Here is a 17,592-nt window from a genome sequence, read left to right as displayed (position 1 = left end):
TATTATTCCCCCTCATTCGTCGTTAAGTGTACGTAGCCTGGACGATCCCATTTACGGTTAACTTCAACACCATTTTGTGGATGGCGTTTTTTATTACGAGGGTTCGTCGCTGGAAGTGGATTTCTTCCTTTACGTTTTAATACTTCTACACGAATTTTCGTTTGCTTGTAAGCAGGCGTTTGTGTATTGGCATCACTTTGTGGACCTGTAAGGAAGTTAATTGATGATTCCTTATCAGTCGAGTTCATTGGTAAGAATAATTCATTTCCTTGTACGCGATCCGTAATTAATGCAGGTACTTTTAATGCGCCATAAGGGGATACTAAGCGTAATAATGCACCTGTTTCAATGCCACGTTCTTTCGCTAATTCAGGAGATACTTCAACAAAGATTTCTGGAACTTTCAATTGAATCCCAGTCGATTTGTTCGTCATATTACCTTCGTGGAAATGTTCTAGCATACGACCATTGTTAATATGGCAGTCATATTGGCAATCATATTCAACAGTTGAAGCCCAGTCGTTTAATGCAAAACGAGCTTTTTTGTCTGGGAAGTTGAAGCCGTCTACGAATAATAGTGGTGTATTCGCTCCAGAAATTGGGTCACCCCATACGAAGCTATTCCAGCCTTCCATGACATCGTAGTTATTTTGAGCAAATACTGGAGTTAGGCTTGCCATCTCTGCATAAATTTCACTTGGATGTTCAAAGTTCCAATTCGCGCCAAGACGATTTGCAACATCTTGAACGATGCGCCAGTCAGGACGTGAATCACCAAGAGGAGGTAGTACTTCGTATAGACGTTGTACACGACGCTCTGTATTGGTGAATGTACCTTCTTTTTCAAGTGAAGGTGATGCTGGTAAAATAACATCTGCATATTGAGCAGTACGAGAAAGGAATACATCTTCTACTACGCAGAATTCAAGTTGTTCTAATACTTCATGTACGTGGTTTGCATTGGCATCAACTAACGCCATATCTTCACCAACGATGTACATTGCTTTCATTTTTCCTTCAGCGATTGCTTGAATCATTTCAGGGTTTGTACGACCTGGAGTAGCAGGGATTTTAGCGCCGTAAGCTTCTTCAAACTTCGCACGAGCTGCATCGTCCGTTACTTTTTGGTAACCAGGGAATAAGTTCGGTAATGTACCCATATCACAAGCACCTTGTACGTTGTTATGTCCACGTAATGGATACGCACCAGCGCCAGGACGACGGTAGTTACCAGTTGCTAATAATAAGTTTGAGATTGCAGCAGATGTATATGAACCACCTGTATTTTGTGTAACACCCATACCCCAAAGGATACAAGTACCGTCTGCATCGCGCACCATTTCAGCGATATTGATGATTGTTTCTTTCGGTAGGCCAGTTTCTTGAACCGCATAATCAAGTGTGTATTTTTCTAACACTTTTTTGAATGCTTCGTAATCATTTACGTTATCTTGGATGAATTGTTCATCATGCCAACCTTGGTCAATCATATATTTCGTAACAGCCATTAACCATACTTGGTCAGTACCTTGTTTTGGACGGATGTGAATGTCAGAGCGTTCTGCCATTTCGTTTTTACGAATGTCCGCAACGATTAGTTTTTGACCATGTAATTTATGGGCACGTTTTACGCGAGTTGCTAGAACTGGGTGACCTTCAGCTGGGTTTGCCCCAACGATGATGACTAAACCAGCTTTTGCGATATCTTTAATTGTTCCGGCATCGCCACCGATTCCGACTGTACGGTTTAGGCCGTCAGTTGCAGGAGATTGGCAGTAACGTGAACAGTTATCTACGTCATTCGTATTGAATACTTGACGTGCTAATTTTTGAATTAAATAGTTCTCTTCGTTTGTGATTTTTGATGAAGAAATGAAGCCGACTGAACCTGGGCCAAATTCTTCTTTGTATCCGCCTAGTTTAGAAGCGACTAAATCAAGTGCCTCATCCCATGAAGCTTCAACGAATTCGCCATTTTTACGAATTAAAGGTGTTGTAATACGTTCTTCAGAATTGACGAAGTCCCAACCGAATTTACCTTTCACGCAAGTTGAAATTGCGTTTACTGGTCCTTCAGATGGTTGAACTTTTAAGATTTTACGATCTTTCGTCCAAACTTCGAATGTACAACCTACACCACAGAAAGTACAAACGGTTTTCGTTTTCTTCGTACGTTTACTACGCATTGCTGCTTCAACTTCAGAAATTGCGAAGATGCCGCTGTAGCCTGGCTCAACTTCTTTGATTAAGTCGATCATTGGATCTAATGTATCTTGTTTAATACTTGTCATGAAGCCAGCTTCACCAAGCATTGATTTTTCCATTAGGGCATTACACGGGCAAACTGTGACACATTGACCACAACTTACACATGATGAATCATTGATGTCTACACCTTCATCCCAGATGACACGAGGTTTTTCAGCTTCCCAATCAAGAGATAGAGTTTCGTTTACTTGAAGGTTTTGACATACTTCTACACATTGACCACAAGCGATACATTGGTTCGCATCGTAGCGGTAGAAAGGATGTGATGAATCGACGGCTGTTTCAGGTTCTTCTTTCTGAGTGAAAGGATATTTCTGATGTTCAATGCCCATCATTTCCGTTGTGTTGTGCAGCGTACAGTTGCCGTTGTTGTTATCACAAACAGTACAGTACAGCATATGGTTTTCTAATAGACGATCCATTGCTTCTGTTTGTGCTGCTTTTGCGTTTGTAGAATCAAGTTGGATATTCATGCCGTCAACTGCTTTAGTAGAGCATGAGCGTACTAGTTGTCCATCAACTTCTACGATACATGTATCACAAGTTTGAATGGGATCGACTGATGGCACATAACAAACTTGGGGATGTTCAATTTTATGTTTGTTGATTGTCTCAAGAATTGTAGCGTCCTGTGCAACGTCATAAGACAAACCGTTAATTTTGATTTGGGTCATGGTTATTTCCTCCGTTTTTTAAAATTCGGTACTTTATAATCGACAAGTTAACTTTGAAAGTAAATCGGGAATAGTGAACTGAGCTTTACGTAAATTTTTGTCTTGTTATACGTTCTATTCCCGAAAACCTCAAAAATATGATGGAAATATGGAAAAATGCGAAAAATATTTAACTTGTGATTATCTGTGTAACCGTACTTTGTAAAAAAAAATCCACCATGAATCAACATACAGAGAATCTGGATGTTAAGAGTACATGGTGGATAAAATTCTTAGCAAACCTTGCTAAAAATCCAATCTACTTTTTAAATTAGTATAGATTTTAAATAAAAGATTTCACTCATTAACGCCAAAAATAGCAATTGCCCATTCAAAAAGAATAGGGAAAAACCAAAAATAACGATAAAAAGAAAAAACCTTTATTAACTGAAACAAGTATAGACCTATTCACTAAATTACACAATAACATATAAGAAATATTGTTTGGTGAGAATGATTCTCGTTTAAAAAAGAACTTTAAATTTCTTTTCAGTTGCTTTATCATTAACCAATTGTAAGGGTGCACGCATAGTCAGAATGGTAAAATTAAGTAAAAAGAAGTTGGGAGAATGATAGTTATGTCTCAAAAAATTCATGAATTTAATGATATTATTCGCAAGCTACGAAAGGATTTATTTGGTAAAGGACCCGAGAGAATTCATACCGTTTTCGTGGAAAATATGGCGGTGTCTACATTGACAGGAAATGTGACGCCCACTGAAAAATTCATCGCAAAATCGCTGGACGGAGTGAAAATGGTCCATGCGGCAAGAACTTCGATGATTCAGGATCTATATGCGGAGAAAACACCTGATGGCATGGAGGAGTTGATGGGTTCGAAACTTGTTCATCTTTTTTCAGATATTAAAATTGAAGAAGATATTGCCATCTCTGTATTTGTCTTTGAGGATACGATCAGTCAGTAGAGGGAGATGCCAGATGGAAAACACAGTAAAAAGAGAAATACTTCGAATTGTTGGGAATGAAGTCGAGAAGGTTGAGGATACTGTAGTGACGGAATACGCTGTTACAGTAAAAATTAATCAAGAAGAGTTTGTCACGATGGTTTGCACACCGGAATATGTGGAAGACATGGTGATTGGCTATTTGGCATCGGAACGAGTAATTAAAGGTTACGATGACATCGAACGAATTTGGCATCAGGAGAAGGAAGGCTTTGTTCATGTGAAGACGAAGAAAGTGAATCCTTATTTCCAACAGATGCAAAATAAACGCTATATTACTTCTTGTTGTGGTGCTAGTCGACAAGGCTTTGTTTTTGCGAATGATGCACTTGTTGCGAAGAAAATGGAAGAAGTTCACGTAACTGTGACACCGGATGATTGTTATCGCCTGATGAAAGAGATGCAAAATTCTGCAGCTGTTTTTCAGGAGACGGGTGGCGTGCATAATGCGGCACTTTGTGATAAAAATGGTATTGTTTTAAGTCGAATGGATATCGGGCGACATAATGCGCTTGATAAAATCTATGGTTACTGTCTTCGAAATAATATTAGTATGCAAGATAAAATCATCGTTTTCAGCGGACGTATTTCTTCAGAAATTTTACTGAAGGTATCTAAAATCGGCTGTGAAATCGTACTTTCAAAATCGGCACCAACTGAATTAGCGCTAGAATTAGCGGATAATTTAGGGATTACGACTGTTGGATTTATAAGAAAAGACGCGATGAATGTTTATACGCACGAAAAACGCATTCAATTACAGAACGAACGTTAATTGGATTAGTGAAGAAGGAGGAATTTTATATGAACAATGTTAAAGACCAACTTCAAAGACCATTAAGGGATTTACGAATATCCGTAACAGATCGTTGTAATTTCCGCTGTAGCTATTGTATGCCAGCAGAAGTATTTGGACCAGATTACGCATTTTTACCGAACGATAAAATTCTGAGCTTTGAAGAAATCGAAAGACTTGTCAAAATCTTTGTGTCACTGGGTGTAGAGAAAATTCGTATTACAGGAGGAGAGCCCTTATTACGAAAAGATTTACCGACTTTAATCCGTATGATTCATGCGGTAGATGGTGTGAAAGATATTGCGATGACGACGAATGGCGCATTGCTCAAGAAATTTGCACAACCTTTGAAAGATGCAGGTTTAGCGAGAGTTTCGGTTAGTTTGGACTCTTTAGACGAAGATCGTTTCTTTGAAATGAACGGTCGTCGAGGAAAAGTAAAAACTGTTTTAGAAGGAATTGAAAAGGCAGCGGAAGTTGGGCTGCAAGTAAAAATTAATATGGTTGTGAAAAAGGGTGTCAATGATCAAGATATTGTTCAGATGGCTGAATTTTTCAAAGAGAAACAACACATTCTTCGATACATCGAATATATGGATGTAGGTAATTCAAATGGTTGGCGATTAGATGATGTCGTTTCGAAAAAAGACATTGTCGACAAAGTGAATGAATTTTCACCACTTCAACCAGCTGACCCGAACTATAAAGGCGAGGTCGCATCACGATTCGAATACAAAGATCAAAAAACAGAAATCGGTGTTATTTCATCCGTAACGGATTCATTCTGTTCGACATGTTCTCGTGCGCGAATCTCGGCGGAAGGTAAGTTGTACACTTGTTTGTTTGCTACAAAAGGAACTGATTTACGTGAATTACTTCGTGGGGAATTAAATGATGAAGCCATTACAGAAAGTATTTCGAGTGTATGGGAGAACAGAAAAGACCGTTACTCTGATGAACGAAATGAGCAGACAATTCAAGAACGTAGAAAAACAAAAATTGAAATGTCGCATATCGGCGGGTAATAGACAACTTAGATATTTAGATACTTGAGGAGATGTAATTTTTAATGGCTTTTAACAAACCTGCTGAAATAGCAGATATCGCAGTAAATGTTGGTGTAGAGAAAGTCGCATCACCAATTACAAAAATGCTCGTTCTAGGATTTTTAGGTGGAGCATTTATCGCATTAGGATTTTTATTAGACATTCGCGTAATGGCAGCAATGCCGGCTGAGTGGGGAAGTTTCATCACTTTAGTTGGAGCAGCAGTATTCCCACTTGGACTAATACTTGTTTTATTAGCAGGTGCAGATTTAATCACAGGTAATATGATGACCGTACCCTTAGCTTTATACGCAAAAAAAATCACTTTCACGCAATTATTAAATAACTGGTTTTGGGTTACAATAGCGAACTTACTTGGCGCATTATTTGTTGCATTTGCATTTGGACATTATTTAGGGTTAACAGAAACAGGCGTATTTTTAGATAAAACAGTCGCAATTGCTGATGCTAAAATCGGCGATTCATTTTTACACACTTTCGTTTCAGGGATCGGTTGTAACTGGTTAGTATGTCTTGCAGTTTGGTTATCATTCGGCGCACATGACTTCATCGGTAAAATCGTAGGTATTTGGTTCCCTGTAATGGCATTCGTAACATTAGGTTTCCAACACGTTGTTGCCAATATGTTCGTAATTCCAGCAGCAATTTTTGCAGGTCACGCAACTTGGGCAGATTTAGGTTCAAATGTCGTACCAGCATTTTTAGGTAACGCAGTAGGTGGCGCAATATTCGTTGGTGCAATTTACTTCGTAGCTTATACAAAGAAAAAAACAGCAACAAAATAATCAGGTCACAAAAAAGAAAAGGATGAATCGTGCCATAGCGTGATTCATCCTTTTCCGTGCAAATATTAGATTGATTGATGGTTGAATGTGCCACTTTTTCCACCTGTTTTTTGAACGAGGTAAGTTTCTTTAATGACCATTGATTTATCAATAGCTTTACACATATCATAAAATGTAAGTGCTGCAATGGTTACAGCTGTTAATGCTTCCATCTCAACACCTGTTTTGCCACTACATTTTACAGCAACTTCAATGTGAAGTTCATAGCCTGTTTCGGCTTTTTGATAATCAAAAGTGAAATCAGTTCCTTGCAACATAATCGGGTGACACATCGGAATAATATCAGATGTTTTTTTAGCACCCATGATGCCAGCGATTTGTGCCACTTGAGTTGGATCACCTTTTTTGATGCCGCCATTTTGGATTGCTGTATAAACAGCATCTGAAAGTGTGATTGTGCTACGTGCAATAGCAGTTCGTTTTGAAGCGTCTTTATCAGAAATGTCGACCATTTTCGGTCTGCCTTCTTCGTTCCAGTGTGTAAAATTTGTCATTATGAGTCTCCTTTTGGCCAATCAGTTTGGTAATTAATATTTGTAAAAGTTGGGTCTTCGTTTGAAAATGAGCTATAGTGAACGCAAACAGAATCGAGAAGTGCTTTCATGCTTCGGCGATTATTTGCGACCAATTCGGCGGTTTTTTCAAGTGTTGATCGATTGTACAAACCAGCAAGTGGTTGCATACGCTCGTTTTGAATCGGAATGATTGCATCAAGATGTGGTTCGATTTGTGCGACAAGATTTTCAATGAAAGCCGCGTTCATATAAGGCATATCAGCAGCTACTAGGAAAAACCAATCAACAGAAGGGTTTTCGACAAGTAGTTGGTACAAGACGAATAGTGGTCCTTGATGCTTCGTACTTTCTAAAGCCCATGTAATCTCCGAATCTTCTTGGAAGAAAGGGCGTAATTCATCATTTGTCGTCACGATTACTGTCGAGAGATTGTTTTGCTTCAAAGCATTGAGGCTATGTTGATACAAAGGAATGCCTTCGAATGGCTCGAACATTTTAGGTCGTCCATAACGAGAAGATTGTCCGCCAGCTAAAAGGACACCTGCAATATTCATCGGCGATTCAACTCCCCGACGAAATGTTGTACGGTTGGAAGTATTAGCTTTTGCATCGCTAAGTCGACGGCATTTTTTGAGCCGGGAAGTAAGTAAATCGCTGTTTCTTGGCGACAACCTGCGACTGCTCGACTAAACATTGCGCGTGGTCCAATTTCTTCATAGCTTAGGGATCTAAAAAGTTCGCCGAAACCGGACATCTCTTTTTCAAAAAGAGGTGTAACTGCATCGAAGGTTTGGTCACGAGGCGAAAATCCTGTACCACCTGTAATGATGATGGCATTAATCGAAGGTTGGCGACACCAATCTAGTAATTGCTGAACAATTTGTGTAGGTTCATCGCGTTCGATGCAATAATCTGCAACAGCGAAACCGGCATCTTGGAGTAATGACTGAATGAGCTGTCCGCCAGTGTCCGTATCCTTCGTGCGCGTATCACTTACAGTAAGAACTGCAGTAGAAATCACAACTTCATTATGAGAGGGGTGCATAGTAGCAACCTCCTTCTTAGTATTTTGTGTTTATTATAAAGCTATAAATGAAAACGTCAAATTAAAATGACAATGAGAAAGGTGGAGGATTCCGATGGATGATCGCTATTCAAGACAACAATTATTTCGTCCCATTGGTGAAAATGGCCAACAGTTATTACGTCAAAAACATGTATTAATCGTTGGTGTAGGTGCATTAGGAAGTGCTAGTGCAGAAGCTCTAACACGAGCAGGTGTTGGGAAGTTGACGCTAATTGACCGAGACTATGTCGAGTGGAGTAATTTACAAAGACAGCAACTTTATACGGAAGCGGATGCGATAGAGAAATTACCGAAAGTTGTTGCGGCGAAAACGAGATTACACGCAATTAATTTAGATGTTCAAATTGAAACGCATATTTTAGATGCATCAAGTGAAGTATTGCCGTCATTACTTGAAACGGTGGATGTGCTAATTGATGCGACCGATAATTTCGACATTCGATTTATTTTAAATGACTTAAGCGCGAAATATAAAATTCCTTGGGTATACGGTTCATGCGTTAGTAGTTACGGCGCTGTGTACACTGTGATTCCAGACGAAACGCCATGCTTTCACTGTTTATTAGATGTGATTCCACAATCTGGAATGACATGTGATACGGCTGGAATTATTAGCCCAGCAGTTCAAATTGTCGCGGCATACCAAGTCGCTGAAGTGATGAAATTATTAACAAATAACAACGAAGCTATTCATAAGAAATATAAAACATTCGATGTTTGGCAAAATCAGCACTTCGACATAAATGTTGAAAAGATGCGTAATGAAAATTGCCCATGCTGTGGGAAAAATGCGACGCACCCATACTTAGCATATGAAAATCAAACGAAACTAGATATTTTATGTGGACGAGATGCCGTACAAATTCGACCACCAAAAGCAGTAAAATATGATTTTGAAGCATTGAAATCTAAACTAGAATCACAAGGTAAAGTTCAAAGTAATCCATACTTACTGTCATATCAAACGGATGACTTTCGATTTGTTCTTTTCCAAGATGGTCGAGTTGTGATTCATGGTGTAAAAGATGAGCAAGAAGCGAAGAAAATCTATTATCAATTATTAGGATAGGGAGTGTTGAGTATGTTAGAGAGAAGAAATCCAATAGCGGTGTCCGAAGCGGTAAAGAAAGTAATGGAATTTGCGTATGAGGAAAAAGTGGAATGGGTCTCATTGACGGATTCAAACGCGAGATTTTTAGCTGAAGATATCGCAGCCGATCAAGATGTACCTTCTTTTGATCGTTCACCTTATGACGGTTTTGCAATTCGCTCGGTCGATAGTGAATTAGCGACGAAGGAAAATCCAGTTCAATTCAAAGTAGTTGGAGAAATTGGTGCGGGCTTTGTTTATGAAGCGGAAGTTCAAGCTTTTCAAGCAGTACGAATTATGACAGGAGCGCCGATTCCAGCAGGATGTGACGCGGTCGTAATGTTGGAATTGACGAAGAATGAAGTACAAAATGGCGAAACATTTATGTCGATCAATCGTGCATATGAAGCAGGCACGAATATTTCTTATCAAGGTGAAGATGTCAAAATTGGTGAAGTGCTAATTGAAAAAGGACAGTATATTAATCCGGGAGTTGTCGCGTTACTTGCAACATTTGGTTATGCGAAAGTGCCTGTGTACCGCAAGCCAATCATTGGGGTAATCGCAACAGGAAGTGAATTATTAGAACCTGATGAAGCACTTGCGCCAGGTAAGATTCGAAATAGTAATGCATATATGTCGATGGCTCAAATCGAAAGGGCGGGTGCATCATTTAAATACTTCGGTAAATTTAGCGATGATTTAGACGTATGTATTGAAGAAGTGAAAAAAGCGTTAGCGGAAGTCGATCTACTGATTACAACTGGTGGCGTATCCGTTGGTGATTATGACTATTTACCAGCGATTTATAAAGCAATCGGTGCGGAAGTATTATTCAATAAAGTGGCGATGAGACCAGGAAGCGTGACGACTGTCGCAGCATTGGATGGCAAATTATTATACGGGTTATCAGGAAATCCATCTGCTTGCTATGTCGGATTTGAATTATTTACACGTCCGATTATTCGCAAAGCATTTGGTAGTAATCAACCACATTTACGTCGTGAAAAAGCAGTTTTAGGTGAAGATTTCACAAAAGCGAATCCATTTACGCGCTTTATTCGTGCCGCGGTTCATTATGATCAAGGTCAACTAATCGCAACACCATCTGGTTTCAATAAATCGAGTGCTGTTTCTTCGCTTGCAACTGCGGATGCATTCATCGTTTTACCTGGTGGTTCACGAGGTTATGAAAAAAATATGTTCGTCGATGTGCTACTACTTGATGATTTACAGGGAAGTGAGTGGCCATGGGACAATATCAAAAAATACTCCAAGTAGTCGGCTATCAAAACAGTGGTAAAACGACTTTAATGGAGCAATTAATTAAGCAATCTGTTGAGTTTGGCATGAAAGTAGCTTCCATCAAACATCATGGTCATGGTGGCAAACCTGATTTTGAAAGTACGAAAGATAGTGCGAGGCATGAGCGAGCAGGCGCTACCGTTACAGCGGTTGAAGGTGACGGAACTTTACGATTAAATGTACAGAAGAAGGAATGGACTTTAGAGCAAATCATTTCTTTGTATGATCACTTTGAAATTGATATGATTTTTATAGAGGGGTATAAAAAAGAGCATTATCCGAAAATCGTTATTTTACAAATGGCGGAAGATTATGAGCTTGTGGAGCAACTTTCGAATATCGTGTGTGTCCTCTATTGGCCAACTTATACAGGGAAGATTCCAGACTATTATCCGGCATTCCCGATTGATGATCGCCAACAATATATACCTTTTTTATGTAAGGAAATGAGGGTTCAAAATGCAAACGAAGAAGTTTGAAATTATAGAGCAGGCAATTGATGTCGAATCGATTCGCCAAAAAGTAATGAGTCGAAATGCAGGAGCAGTAACACTTTTCATCGGTACGGTTCGTGAGATGACGAAAGGCAAGAAAACATTGTCATTGCAGTATGAGGCGTATCCACCGATGGCAGTGAAAATGCTTGAACAAATCGAGCGTGAAATGTTAGAAAAATGGCCGGAAGTAAAAGTGGCGATTACACATCGTGTTGGTCATTTACAAATTTCTGATATTGCCGTAGTCATTGCTGTATCTTCACCACATCGAAAAGTGGCATATGAAGCAAATGAATTTGCCATTGAACGTATTAAACAAATTGTTCCGATTTGGAAAAAAGAACATTGGGAAGATGGGACGGCTTGGATTGGCGATCAATTAGAAAATGTACCTTATCCGAAAGGGCATCCTGAGTTAGAGGAGGAGTCGCAAAATGATTGAGATTTTATTTTTTGCACATCTACAAGAGACGATGGGCCAAAGTAATTTAGCAGCACCGCTTGCGGGTAAAACAGTTGCTGAAATTAAAGATTGGTTAGAAAATGAATATCCATTACTATCACTAAAACAAGTGATGGCCGCGATTAATGAAGAATTTGCGGTTGATCAAACAATTGTAAAAGATAGCGATACAATCGCGTTCATTCCACCAATTAGTGGAGGTTAAAAGAACTGCTCCTTTGAAAAGGGGCAGTTTTTTTGTATGAAAAAACGAGCTGATTGACAGGAATGAATCAGCTCGAATAAAAAGTATTTTTTTTACGCTCTTATTAGGTGGACGCATAAAAGCATAAGGAAGGAAATGATAATCATACTAATAACCAATGCCCATGCTAATGACATATTTCCCGAATCAATCGCCATATAAATTGCGAGGGGAGCAGTTTGAGTTTTGCCTGGGATATTCCCAGCAAACATTAAAGTTGCACCGAATTCACCAAGTGCGCGTGTGAAACTCAAAATCCCGCCAGATATAATGGCTTTTGATGCTAGGGGAATGGAGATGAAGAAAAAGACCTGCCACTCTTTCGCGCCGTCGACTCGCGCAGCGTTTTCGATATCCTCATCAACACCTTCGAACCCCGTTTTCGTAGATTGATACATTAGCGGAAAGGCTACAACAATCGAGGCGATTACTGCCGCCCACCATGTAAACATGACAGGTGCGTTGAATAACCAGACGATTGCTTCACCAGCAAAACTGTTCTTTCCAAAAATAATAATGAGTAGAAAACCTACGACAGTAGGCGGTAACACGAGCGGTAGAAGGAGTACCGTTTCGAAAAATAGCTTCCCTCGAAACTGTTTTTTTGCCATCCATTTGCCTAATAATATGCCAACAATCATAACGATGATGCCTGCTATACATGCAATTTGAACCGACAGCTTGAGAGGAGTCCAAAATTCGGTACTCATTACTTACTTCGCTCCTTTAAAACCATATTTTTCGAATACTTTCATTGACGCATCTGTTTGAAGGAAGTCGTAGAAAGCTTCTGCTTCTTTAAAATGTTTACTTTCTTTAATTACGCCTACAGGGTAGATGATTGGTGTGTGTGTATCATTTTTCGCTGTAGCGACAATTTTCGTTTTGTCAGAAGTTAAAGCGTCTGTTTTATAAACAATCCCAGCATCTACATTCCCTGTTTCTGCATAAGTTAACACTTGACGAACATCTTTTGCATAAACAACTTTTGATTCTAGTTTGTTCCATAATTTCATCGCTTTTAATGTTTCAAGACCGTATTGACCAGCTGGTACTGCTTCAGGTGTACCAAGCGCAATTTTTGAAGCTTTATTTAAATTGTTAAATGAATTTATTTTTTTCTCGTTGTTCTTTGGCACGACTAATACTAATTCGTTTGATAAAAGATCAACACCGTTTTCTTTTGCAATGACTTTGCTATCTACTAAAGCGTCGAATTTATCTTCTGCAGCTGAGAAAAATAAATCGACTGGTGCACCTTGTGAAATCTGTTGTTGTAAAGCACCTGAACCACCAAAGTTGAATTGTAGTTTAACATCTGTGTGTTCCTTCTCGTAAGTCTTTTGAAGTTCCACTAAGGCATCCTGCAAACTAGCAGCGGCAGAAACAGTTAATTCCGTCGTCTGTTTTGATGAAGATTCCTTCGAAGTATCCGTACTTGAACAACCTGTAAGAATGGCCATTAATAATAAAACTGTTGCAAATAAACTATAAAGCTTTTTCATAGAAATTGAACTCCTTTTTATAGCTCGTTATAACAAGACATAACCAATTATAATTAGTTATAACTCAAAATGGAAGGGTAAATATAAAATAATATTTCTTTCTGCCAAAATATTCACAAATACGTTACTATTAGAAAGAGAAGCGTGGAAGGAGAATTTACATGCCACAAGACTATTCCTATACGATTGAAGAAGTTGCGCAGCTGTTAAAAGTTTCGAAACTTACTATATATGATTTAGTGAAAAAAGAAGAGCTCCCAGTCTACCGAGTGGGACGCCAAATGCGTGTCGATCAAGAAGATTTACAAAAATATATTCAAAAAAGCAAAACAGGTAGTTCGGTAAAAGAAGTCGCAACGCCGAAACAAGTTCAGCATGATTCAGAGAAGAAAAAAGTGATCATTAGTGGACAGGATCTCGTACTCGATTTACTAGGAAAGTATATTGAGAAAGACCAAAAAGTGAAGATTTTACGTTCACATGAAGGTAGTTATAATGGGGTTCTTGCGATGTATAATGGCGATTGTGATATTGCGAGTATGCATATGTATGATGGTGATACAGGTGAATACAATACCTCTTATTTGAAAAAGATTTTCGTCAGTCATCCGTATATTCAAATTCATTTGCTTACACGAATGGCAGGATTCTATGTTGAAAAAGGTAATCCGCTTGGCATTCAATCATTTGAAGATATTACGAAACCGGATTTACGCATCATTAATCGTGAGAAAGGTTCAGGCGCGCGTACATTATTAGACGAGAAATTACGTGTTCATGAAATTCCGCGTGCGACAATTTTAGGATACGATGATGAGGAGAAAAGCCATTTAGACGTAGCTTCGGCAGTTGCTCAAGGTCATGCGCAGTTAGCGGTAGGCATCGAAAAAATCGCCAAACTTGTCAATGTTGATTTCATTCCGCTCGTAGAAGAGAGTTATGATATTGTCTTATTCAAATCACCTGAAAATGAGCAGCTAGTGGAAACGGTGAAATCCATCTTACAATCTTCGGAATTCCAAGATGAGGTTGCCGCATTAGGTGGATACTCGATTCAAAATATGGGTAAAGTAATTTATGAAAGTTTATAAGTAATGGGCTGAGAATTTTTTCTCAGTCTTTTTTATGTTATGGTAAATGTTAGGTGGTGAATCGTATGAAAAAGAAGTTTAATTTACTTTTGAGCAATTTATTCGAGTCAGCGATTCTTGCGCTACTCAATGCAATCCCTATATGCATCCTTCTTTTCTTCATCAATTGGGGGAGGATTTATTGGTTTGTTTACTTGATGGTGTATGTCATTCTATTTTTACTCATTTGCATTGTAAAGTTGAAAGACAAAGAAAAAGCATAGCAGGTCGCTATGCTTTCATTCTTTGTTTTGTATGTGCATCAAAAAATAGTAATGCATTGGCGGCCAGCTGAATACGGTCGCCTTTTTTAAATGGATGCTGACCTTGTAAAGCAACCGTCCAATTTTTCTCGGCGAATTGGAGTTTTACTTGTGTTTCATGTCCGAGTTGTTCTTGAGCAGTTACTTCTAAATCAAAAGTATCACCGAAAGTAAGTGTTTCTGGTCGTACACCAATGATGAATGGTGTTTGCTGCGGTAAGTTTTGAGCAATTTCTGGTGCAAGTTCCATCGTATATCTTTGTTCAATTGTTAATGTATGGCCATTCAGAATCGCATCTGCTGTATTGATCGAAGGCGAGCCAATAAACTGCGCAACAAATAGATTTGCAGGTTCATTATATAAACTAAGTGGCGTGCCGACCTGTTGGATTTCACCATTATGTAAAACCATGATGCGATCGCCCATCGTCATCGCTTCCGTTTGATCATGCGTGACGTAAATCGTTGTTAAGCCGAGTGATTTTTGCAATTGCTTAATTTCTAAACGCATTTGCGCACGTAATTTTGCGTCTAGATTAGATAATGGTTCGTCCATTAAGCAAAGAGGCGCTTGGCTAACAATTGCTCGGGCAAGTGCTACACGCTGTCTTTGCCCACCAGAAAGAGCTTTTGGTTTCCGTGTTAAATAAGGTGTAAGTCCTAATAAATCTACGCTATGATTCAAACGAATTTGTTGTTCCTTCGCATCAATTCCTTTACGTTTTAAGCCGAATAAAATATTTTGTGCAACGGTTAAATGAGGATAAAGTGCGTAATTTTGAAAAACCATCGAAAGATTTCTTTCTCTCGGCGATTGTTTTTCAATGGCTTCGTTATTTAAAATGATTTGCCCTTGATCACAAGTTTCAAGACCTGCAATTAATTTTAGTAAAGTACTTTTTCCTGATCCAGAAGGGCCAACTAAGACGAAAAACTCACCTTCTTCGATTTGGAGATGAATGTTTTGTAAGACGGGTGCTGATTGTTCAAACGATTTTTCAATCGCTTGTAATTGTAAAAAGGACATGATGAACCTCCGTTCGAATGAATTTCTGTCATTCTAACATATATTTCAGAAGTGCGGAAAGTTCGACTCGGTTGATTTCCGTTTCTCTACTGTATATAATATGACTGAACGTCATTCATTTTAGGGGGATACGATGGATAAAAGACAACGAATTATTGATGCAACGATTCAATTATGTTTAGAGAATGGAATCGAGAAAACAACGATTTCCCATATCGTCAAACACGCGGGTATTGCACAGGGCACTTTTTACTTATATTTCCCGACGAAATTAGCTGTTATGCCAGCAATTGCTGAGCAAATGGTGACAATTATACATGAGAAATTAAGCCAAATTGATCGTAGCGAATCGATTACGATGAAGATGCAGAAGTGTATTGATACGATTTTTGCCAATACGAGTGCGTATCAGGAATTAACGAAATTGGTTTACTCTGGGCTGACGCAGACTGAAGAAGTGAAGCAATGGGAGAAAATTTATCAACCTTTATACGATTGGATTTTCGAAGTGATTGAAGAAGCGAAATTGACTGGCGGCATAAATTCGGAATTAGACAGCGGTATTGTAGCCCGCATTATTATGGGGTCAATTGAATCGACAGCCGAACAAATCTATTTATTTGATTACGCACCGACAATTCAGGTGGAGCATGTAAAGAATAACCTACATACATTTATAATGAATGGATTGGGTAAAAATATATAAAAAATGCTAATACTTCATTAGTATTTTTTTATCGGTATAAAATGAATGACGTTCATTCATTATTTTGGAGGTAGGACAATGAATAAGTCTTGGATCTTTGTAGTATTAACAAGTATTTCTGAATTAGTTTGGATTTATGGTTTTAATGTTGCGACAACATGGTGGCATTGGGCAATTATTGTACCAATCATTATTGTCGATTTCTGGTTTTTAGCGAAGGCATGTGAAAACTTGCCAACAGGAACCGTCTACGCTATTTTCGCAGCGGCAGGTACAGTAGGGACAGCTTTAATGGACGTGTACTTATTTGATGGTACATTGACGACGGAGAAAATTATTTTCATCGCGGTGATCGTAGTCGGAGTTATTTTATTAAATATTGCAGATACAATTGCTGAGAGAAAGGAGCGAGTTTAATGGGTTGGCTTTTAGTTATGGGATCGGCATTGCTGGAAACAGTTGGTGTAATCGGTCTGAAAAAATATAGCATGGAGAAAAAACTTCAAAACTTACTTCTCCTATTCGGTGGTTTTGGTGGAGCATTCGTTTTATTATATGCATCGTTCAATTACTTACAAGTAAGTATCGCTTATGCTGTATGGATTGGAATCGGTACTGCGATTGCTGTCGTTATTAATATGTTATTTTTCGGAGAATCGAAAAGTATCGGAAGAATCATTGCCGTAATTGTCATTATTATCGGTGTGAGTGGTTTAAAAGCAGTTTCATAAATATAAATTAACTGAGATTGGAGGATACTCCTTTCTCGTTTTTTTGTTATGATTAGCAAAAAGATATTATTTATGAAAGGTGATTAAAGGAGAGAAATGTTGTTTTAAGTAGGTTTGTTACGGTTTTTTGTGTGTGAAATGAGGAGGATTTTAAAAAAATAAAATTGCATTACTCTTTTTGATTAGAGATTAGTTGCTAACGATTAAGCGTAATGCAATTTTGTTTAACATCTGTTCGGTAGAATTCTCCCATCTTCTATAAGTGGGGGATGAATACCGTTCAGTTTGAGGGTTACCGTTGGTAACTCGAAAACTGATATAAAGGTCTTATCGCCTTTTTCTTTTAGCTTAGATAAGAACATATGTTTCTTTTTT

At 38.5% G+C, this 17,592-nt stretch carries 20 protein-coding genes; 13 read left to right on the top strand and 7 right to left on the bottom strand.

The window, feature by feature from the left end:
* Positions 1–2: 2 nt before the first annotated feature.
* Positions 3–2,942, bottom strand: a complete 2,940-nt coding sequence (gene fdhF / locus DF281_RS07875) for a formate dehydrogenase subunit alpha (protein ID WP_109349717.1) — start codon at positions 2,940–2,942, stop codon at positions 3–5.
* 617 nt (positions 2,943–3,559) lie between these two features.
* Between fdhF and DF281_RS07870 the strand changes: the two genes are divergently transcribed.
* From DF281_RS07870 to DF281_RS07855, 4 genes are read left to right on the top strand one after another with little or no spacing between them, the layout of a single operon-like run.
* Complete coding sequence (locus DF281_RS07870) at positions 3,560–3,907, top strand: Na-translocating system protein MpsC family protein (RefSeq protein WP_109349749.1); 348 nt, start codon at positions 3,560–3,562, stop codon at positions 3,905–3,907.
* A gap of 13 nt (positions 3,908–3,920) precedes the next feature.
* On the top strand, positions 3,921–4,721 hold the full coding sequence (gene fdhD, locus DF281_RS07865) for a formate dehydrogenase accessory sulfurtransferase FdhD (protein WP_109349716.1): 801 nt from the start codon (positions 3,921–3,923) through the stop codon (positions 4,719–4,721).
* Positions 4,722–4,750: 29 nt separating this feature from the next.
* The gene (moaA, locus tag DF281_RS07860; RefSeq protein WP_109349715.1) at positions 4,751–5,767 is read left to right on the top strand and encodes a GTP 3',8-cyclase MoaA; all 1,017 of its coding nucleotides are present in this window, start codon (positions 4,751–4,753) and stop codon (positions 5,765–5,767) included.
* A 44-nt stretch (positions 5,768–5,811) separates the two neighbouring features.
* Complete coding sequence (locus DF281_RS07855; RefSeq protein WP_109349714.1) at positions 5,812–6,594, top strand: formate/nitrite transporter family protein; 783 nt, start codon at positions 5,812–5,814, stop codon at positions 6,592–6,594.
* 65 nt (positions 6,595–6,659) lie between these two features.
* On the opposite strand, the gene moaC is transcribed toward DF281_RS07855, so the two are convergent.
* Genes moaC through DF281_RS07840 form a run of 3 tightly spaced genes read right to left on the bottom strand, consistent with a single transcriptional unit; the run spans position 6,660 to position 8,214 of the window.
* A complete protein-coding gene (moaC, locus tag DF281_RS07850) occupies positions 6,660–7,148 on the bottom strand; it encodes a cyclic pyranopterin monophosphate synthase MoaC (RefSeq protein ID WP_109349713.1) in 489 nt (162 codons plus the stop codon).
* On the bottom strand, positions 7,148–7,723 hold the full coding sequence (locus DF281_RS07845) for a molybdenum cofactor guanylyltransferase (protein WP_109349712.1): 576 nt from the start codon (positions 7,721–7,723) through the stop codon (positions 7,148–7,150). Before DF281_RS07845 ends, moaC begins: the two co-directional genes overlap by 1 nt.
* Positions 7,720–8,214 carry a MogA/MoaB family molybdenum cofactor biosynthesis protein gene (locus DF281_RS07840; protein ID WP_109349711.1) on the bottom strand — a complete coding sequence of 165 codons (495 nt, stop codon included), beginning with the start codon at positions 8,212–8,214 and terminating at the stop codon, positions 7,720–7,722. The genes DF281_RS07845 and DF281_RS07840 overlap by 4 nt, the downstream gene beginning before the upstream one ends.
* A gap of 94 nt (positions 8,215–8,308) precedes the next feature.
* Here DF281_RS07840 and DF281_RS07835 point away from each other — a divergent pair, with 94 nt between their 5' ends.
* The 5 genes from DF281_RS07835 to moaD are packed head-to-tail and all read left to right on the top strand — an operon-like array spanning position 8,309 to position 11,816.
* Complete coding sequence (locus DF281_RS07835) at positions 8,309–9,325, top strand: MoeB/ThiF family adenylyltransferase (RefSeq protein WP_109349710.1); 1,017 nt, start codon at positions 8,309–8,311, stop codon at positions 9,323–9,325.
* A gap of 12 nt (positions 9,326–9,337) precedes the next feature.
* Entirely contained in the window at positions 9,338–10,627 is a 1,290-nt protein-coding gene (locus tag DF281_RS07830; RefSeq protein WP_109349709.1) for a molybdopterin molybdotransferase MoeA, read from the top strand.
* Entirely contained in the window at positions 10,597–11,130 is a 534-nt protein-coding gene (mobB, locus tag DF281_RS07825) for a molybdopterin-guanine dinucleotide biosynthesis protein B (RefSeq protein ID WP_109349708.1), read from the top strand. Before DF281_RS07830 ends, mobB begins: the two co-directional genes overlap by 31 nt.
* Positions 11,111–11,590, top strand: a complete 480-nt coding sequence (locus tag DF281_RS07820; protein WP_109349707.1) for a molybdenum cofactor biosynthesis protein MoaE — start codon at positions 11,111–11,113, stop codon at positions 11,588–11,590. The genes mobB and DF281_RS07820 overlap by 20 nt, the downstream gene beginning before the upstream one ends.
* Positions 11,583–11,816 carry a molybdopterin converting factor subunit 1 gene (gene moaD, locus DF281_RS07815; protein WP_109349706.1) on the top strand — a complete coding sequence of 78 codons (234 nt, stop codon included), beginning with the start codon at positions 11,583–11,585 and terminating at the stop codon, positions 11,814–11,816. Before DF281_RS07820 ends, moaD begins: the two co-directional genes overlap by 8 nt.
* Before the next feature lie 92 nt (positions 11,817–11,908).
* On the opposite strand, the gene modB is transcribed toward moaD, so the two are convergent.
* Both modB and modA read right to left on the bottom strand, forming a co-directional pair.
* Complete coding sequence (gene modB / locus DF281_RS07810) at positions 11,909–12,565, bottom strand: molybdate ABC transporter permease subunit (protein ID WP_109349705.1); 657 nt, start codon at positions 12,563–12,565, stop codon at positions 11,909–11,911.
* A 3-nt stretch (positions 12,566–12,568) separates the two neighbouring features.
* Positions 12,569–13,360, bottom strand: a complete 792-nt coding sequence (gene modA / locus DF281_RS07805) for a molybdate ABC transporter substrate-binding protein (RefSeq protein WP_109349704.1) — start codon at positions 13,358–13,360, stop codon at positions 12,569–12,571.
* A gap of 161 nt (positions 13,361–13,521) precedes the next feature.
* On the opposite strand from modA, the gene DF281_RS07800 reads away from it, so the two are divergent.
* Positions 13,522–14,451 carry a helix-turn-helix transcriptional regulator gene (locus tag DF281_RS07800; RefSeq protein WP_109349703.1) on the top strand — a complete coding sequence of 310 codons (930 nt, stop codon included), beginning with the start codon at positions 13,522–13,524 and terminating at the stop codon, positions 14,449–14,451.
* Positions 14,452–14,721: 270 nt separating this feature from the next.
* Here DF281_RS07800 and DF281_RS07790 read toward each other — a convergent pair whose 3' ends face one another.
* Complete coding sequence (locus DF281_RS07790) at positions 14,722–15,780, bottom strand: ABC transporter ATP-binding protein (protein ID WP_109349701.1); 1,059 nt, start codon at positions 15,778–15,780, stop codon at positions 14,722–14,724.
* Between the two features lie 133 nt (positions 15,781–15,913).
* Here DF281_RS07790 and DF281_RS07785 point away from each other — a divergent pair, with 133 nt between their 5' ends.
* The 3 genes from DF281_RS07785 to DF281_RS07775 all read left to right on the top strand — a co-directional run bounded on the left by DF281_RS07785 (position 15,914) and on the right by DF281_RS07775 (position 17,217).
* The gene (locus tag DF281_RS07785) at positions 15,914–16,486 is read left to right on the top strand and encodes a TetR/AcrR family transcriptional regulator (protein ID WP_109349700.1); all 573 of its coding nucleotides are present in this window, start codon (positions 15,914–15,916) and stop codon (positions 16,484–16,486) included.
* Between the two features lie 78 nt (positions 16,487–16,564).
* The gene (locus DF281_RS07780) at positions 16,565–16,903 is read left to right on the top strand and encodes a DMT family transporter (RefSeq protein ID WP_109349699.1); all 339 of its coding nucleotides are present in this window, start codon (positions 16,565–16,567) and stop codon (positions 16,901–16,903) included.
* Positions 16,903–17,217 carry a DMT family transporter gene (locus DF281_RS07775; protein ID WP_109349698.1) on the top strand — a complete coding sequence of 105 codons (315 nt, stop codon included), beginning with the start codon at positions 16,903–16,905 and terminating at the stop codon, positions 17,215–17,217. Before DF281_RS07780 ends, DF281_RS07775 begins: the two co-directional genes overlap by 1 nt.
* Positions 17,218–17,592 lie beyond the last annotated feature (375 nt).

The organism is Kurthia zopfii (genome assembly GCF_003143955.1).
GTDB lineage: Bacteria > Bacillota > Bacilli > Bacillales_A > Planococcaceae > Kurthia > Kurthia zopfii.
The sequence above is the reverse complement of the archived record's forward strand: the minus strand, read 5'-3'. Positions and strand labels throughout refer to the sequence as shown.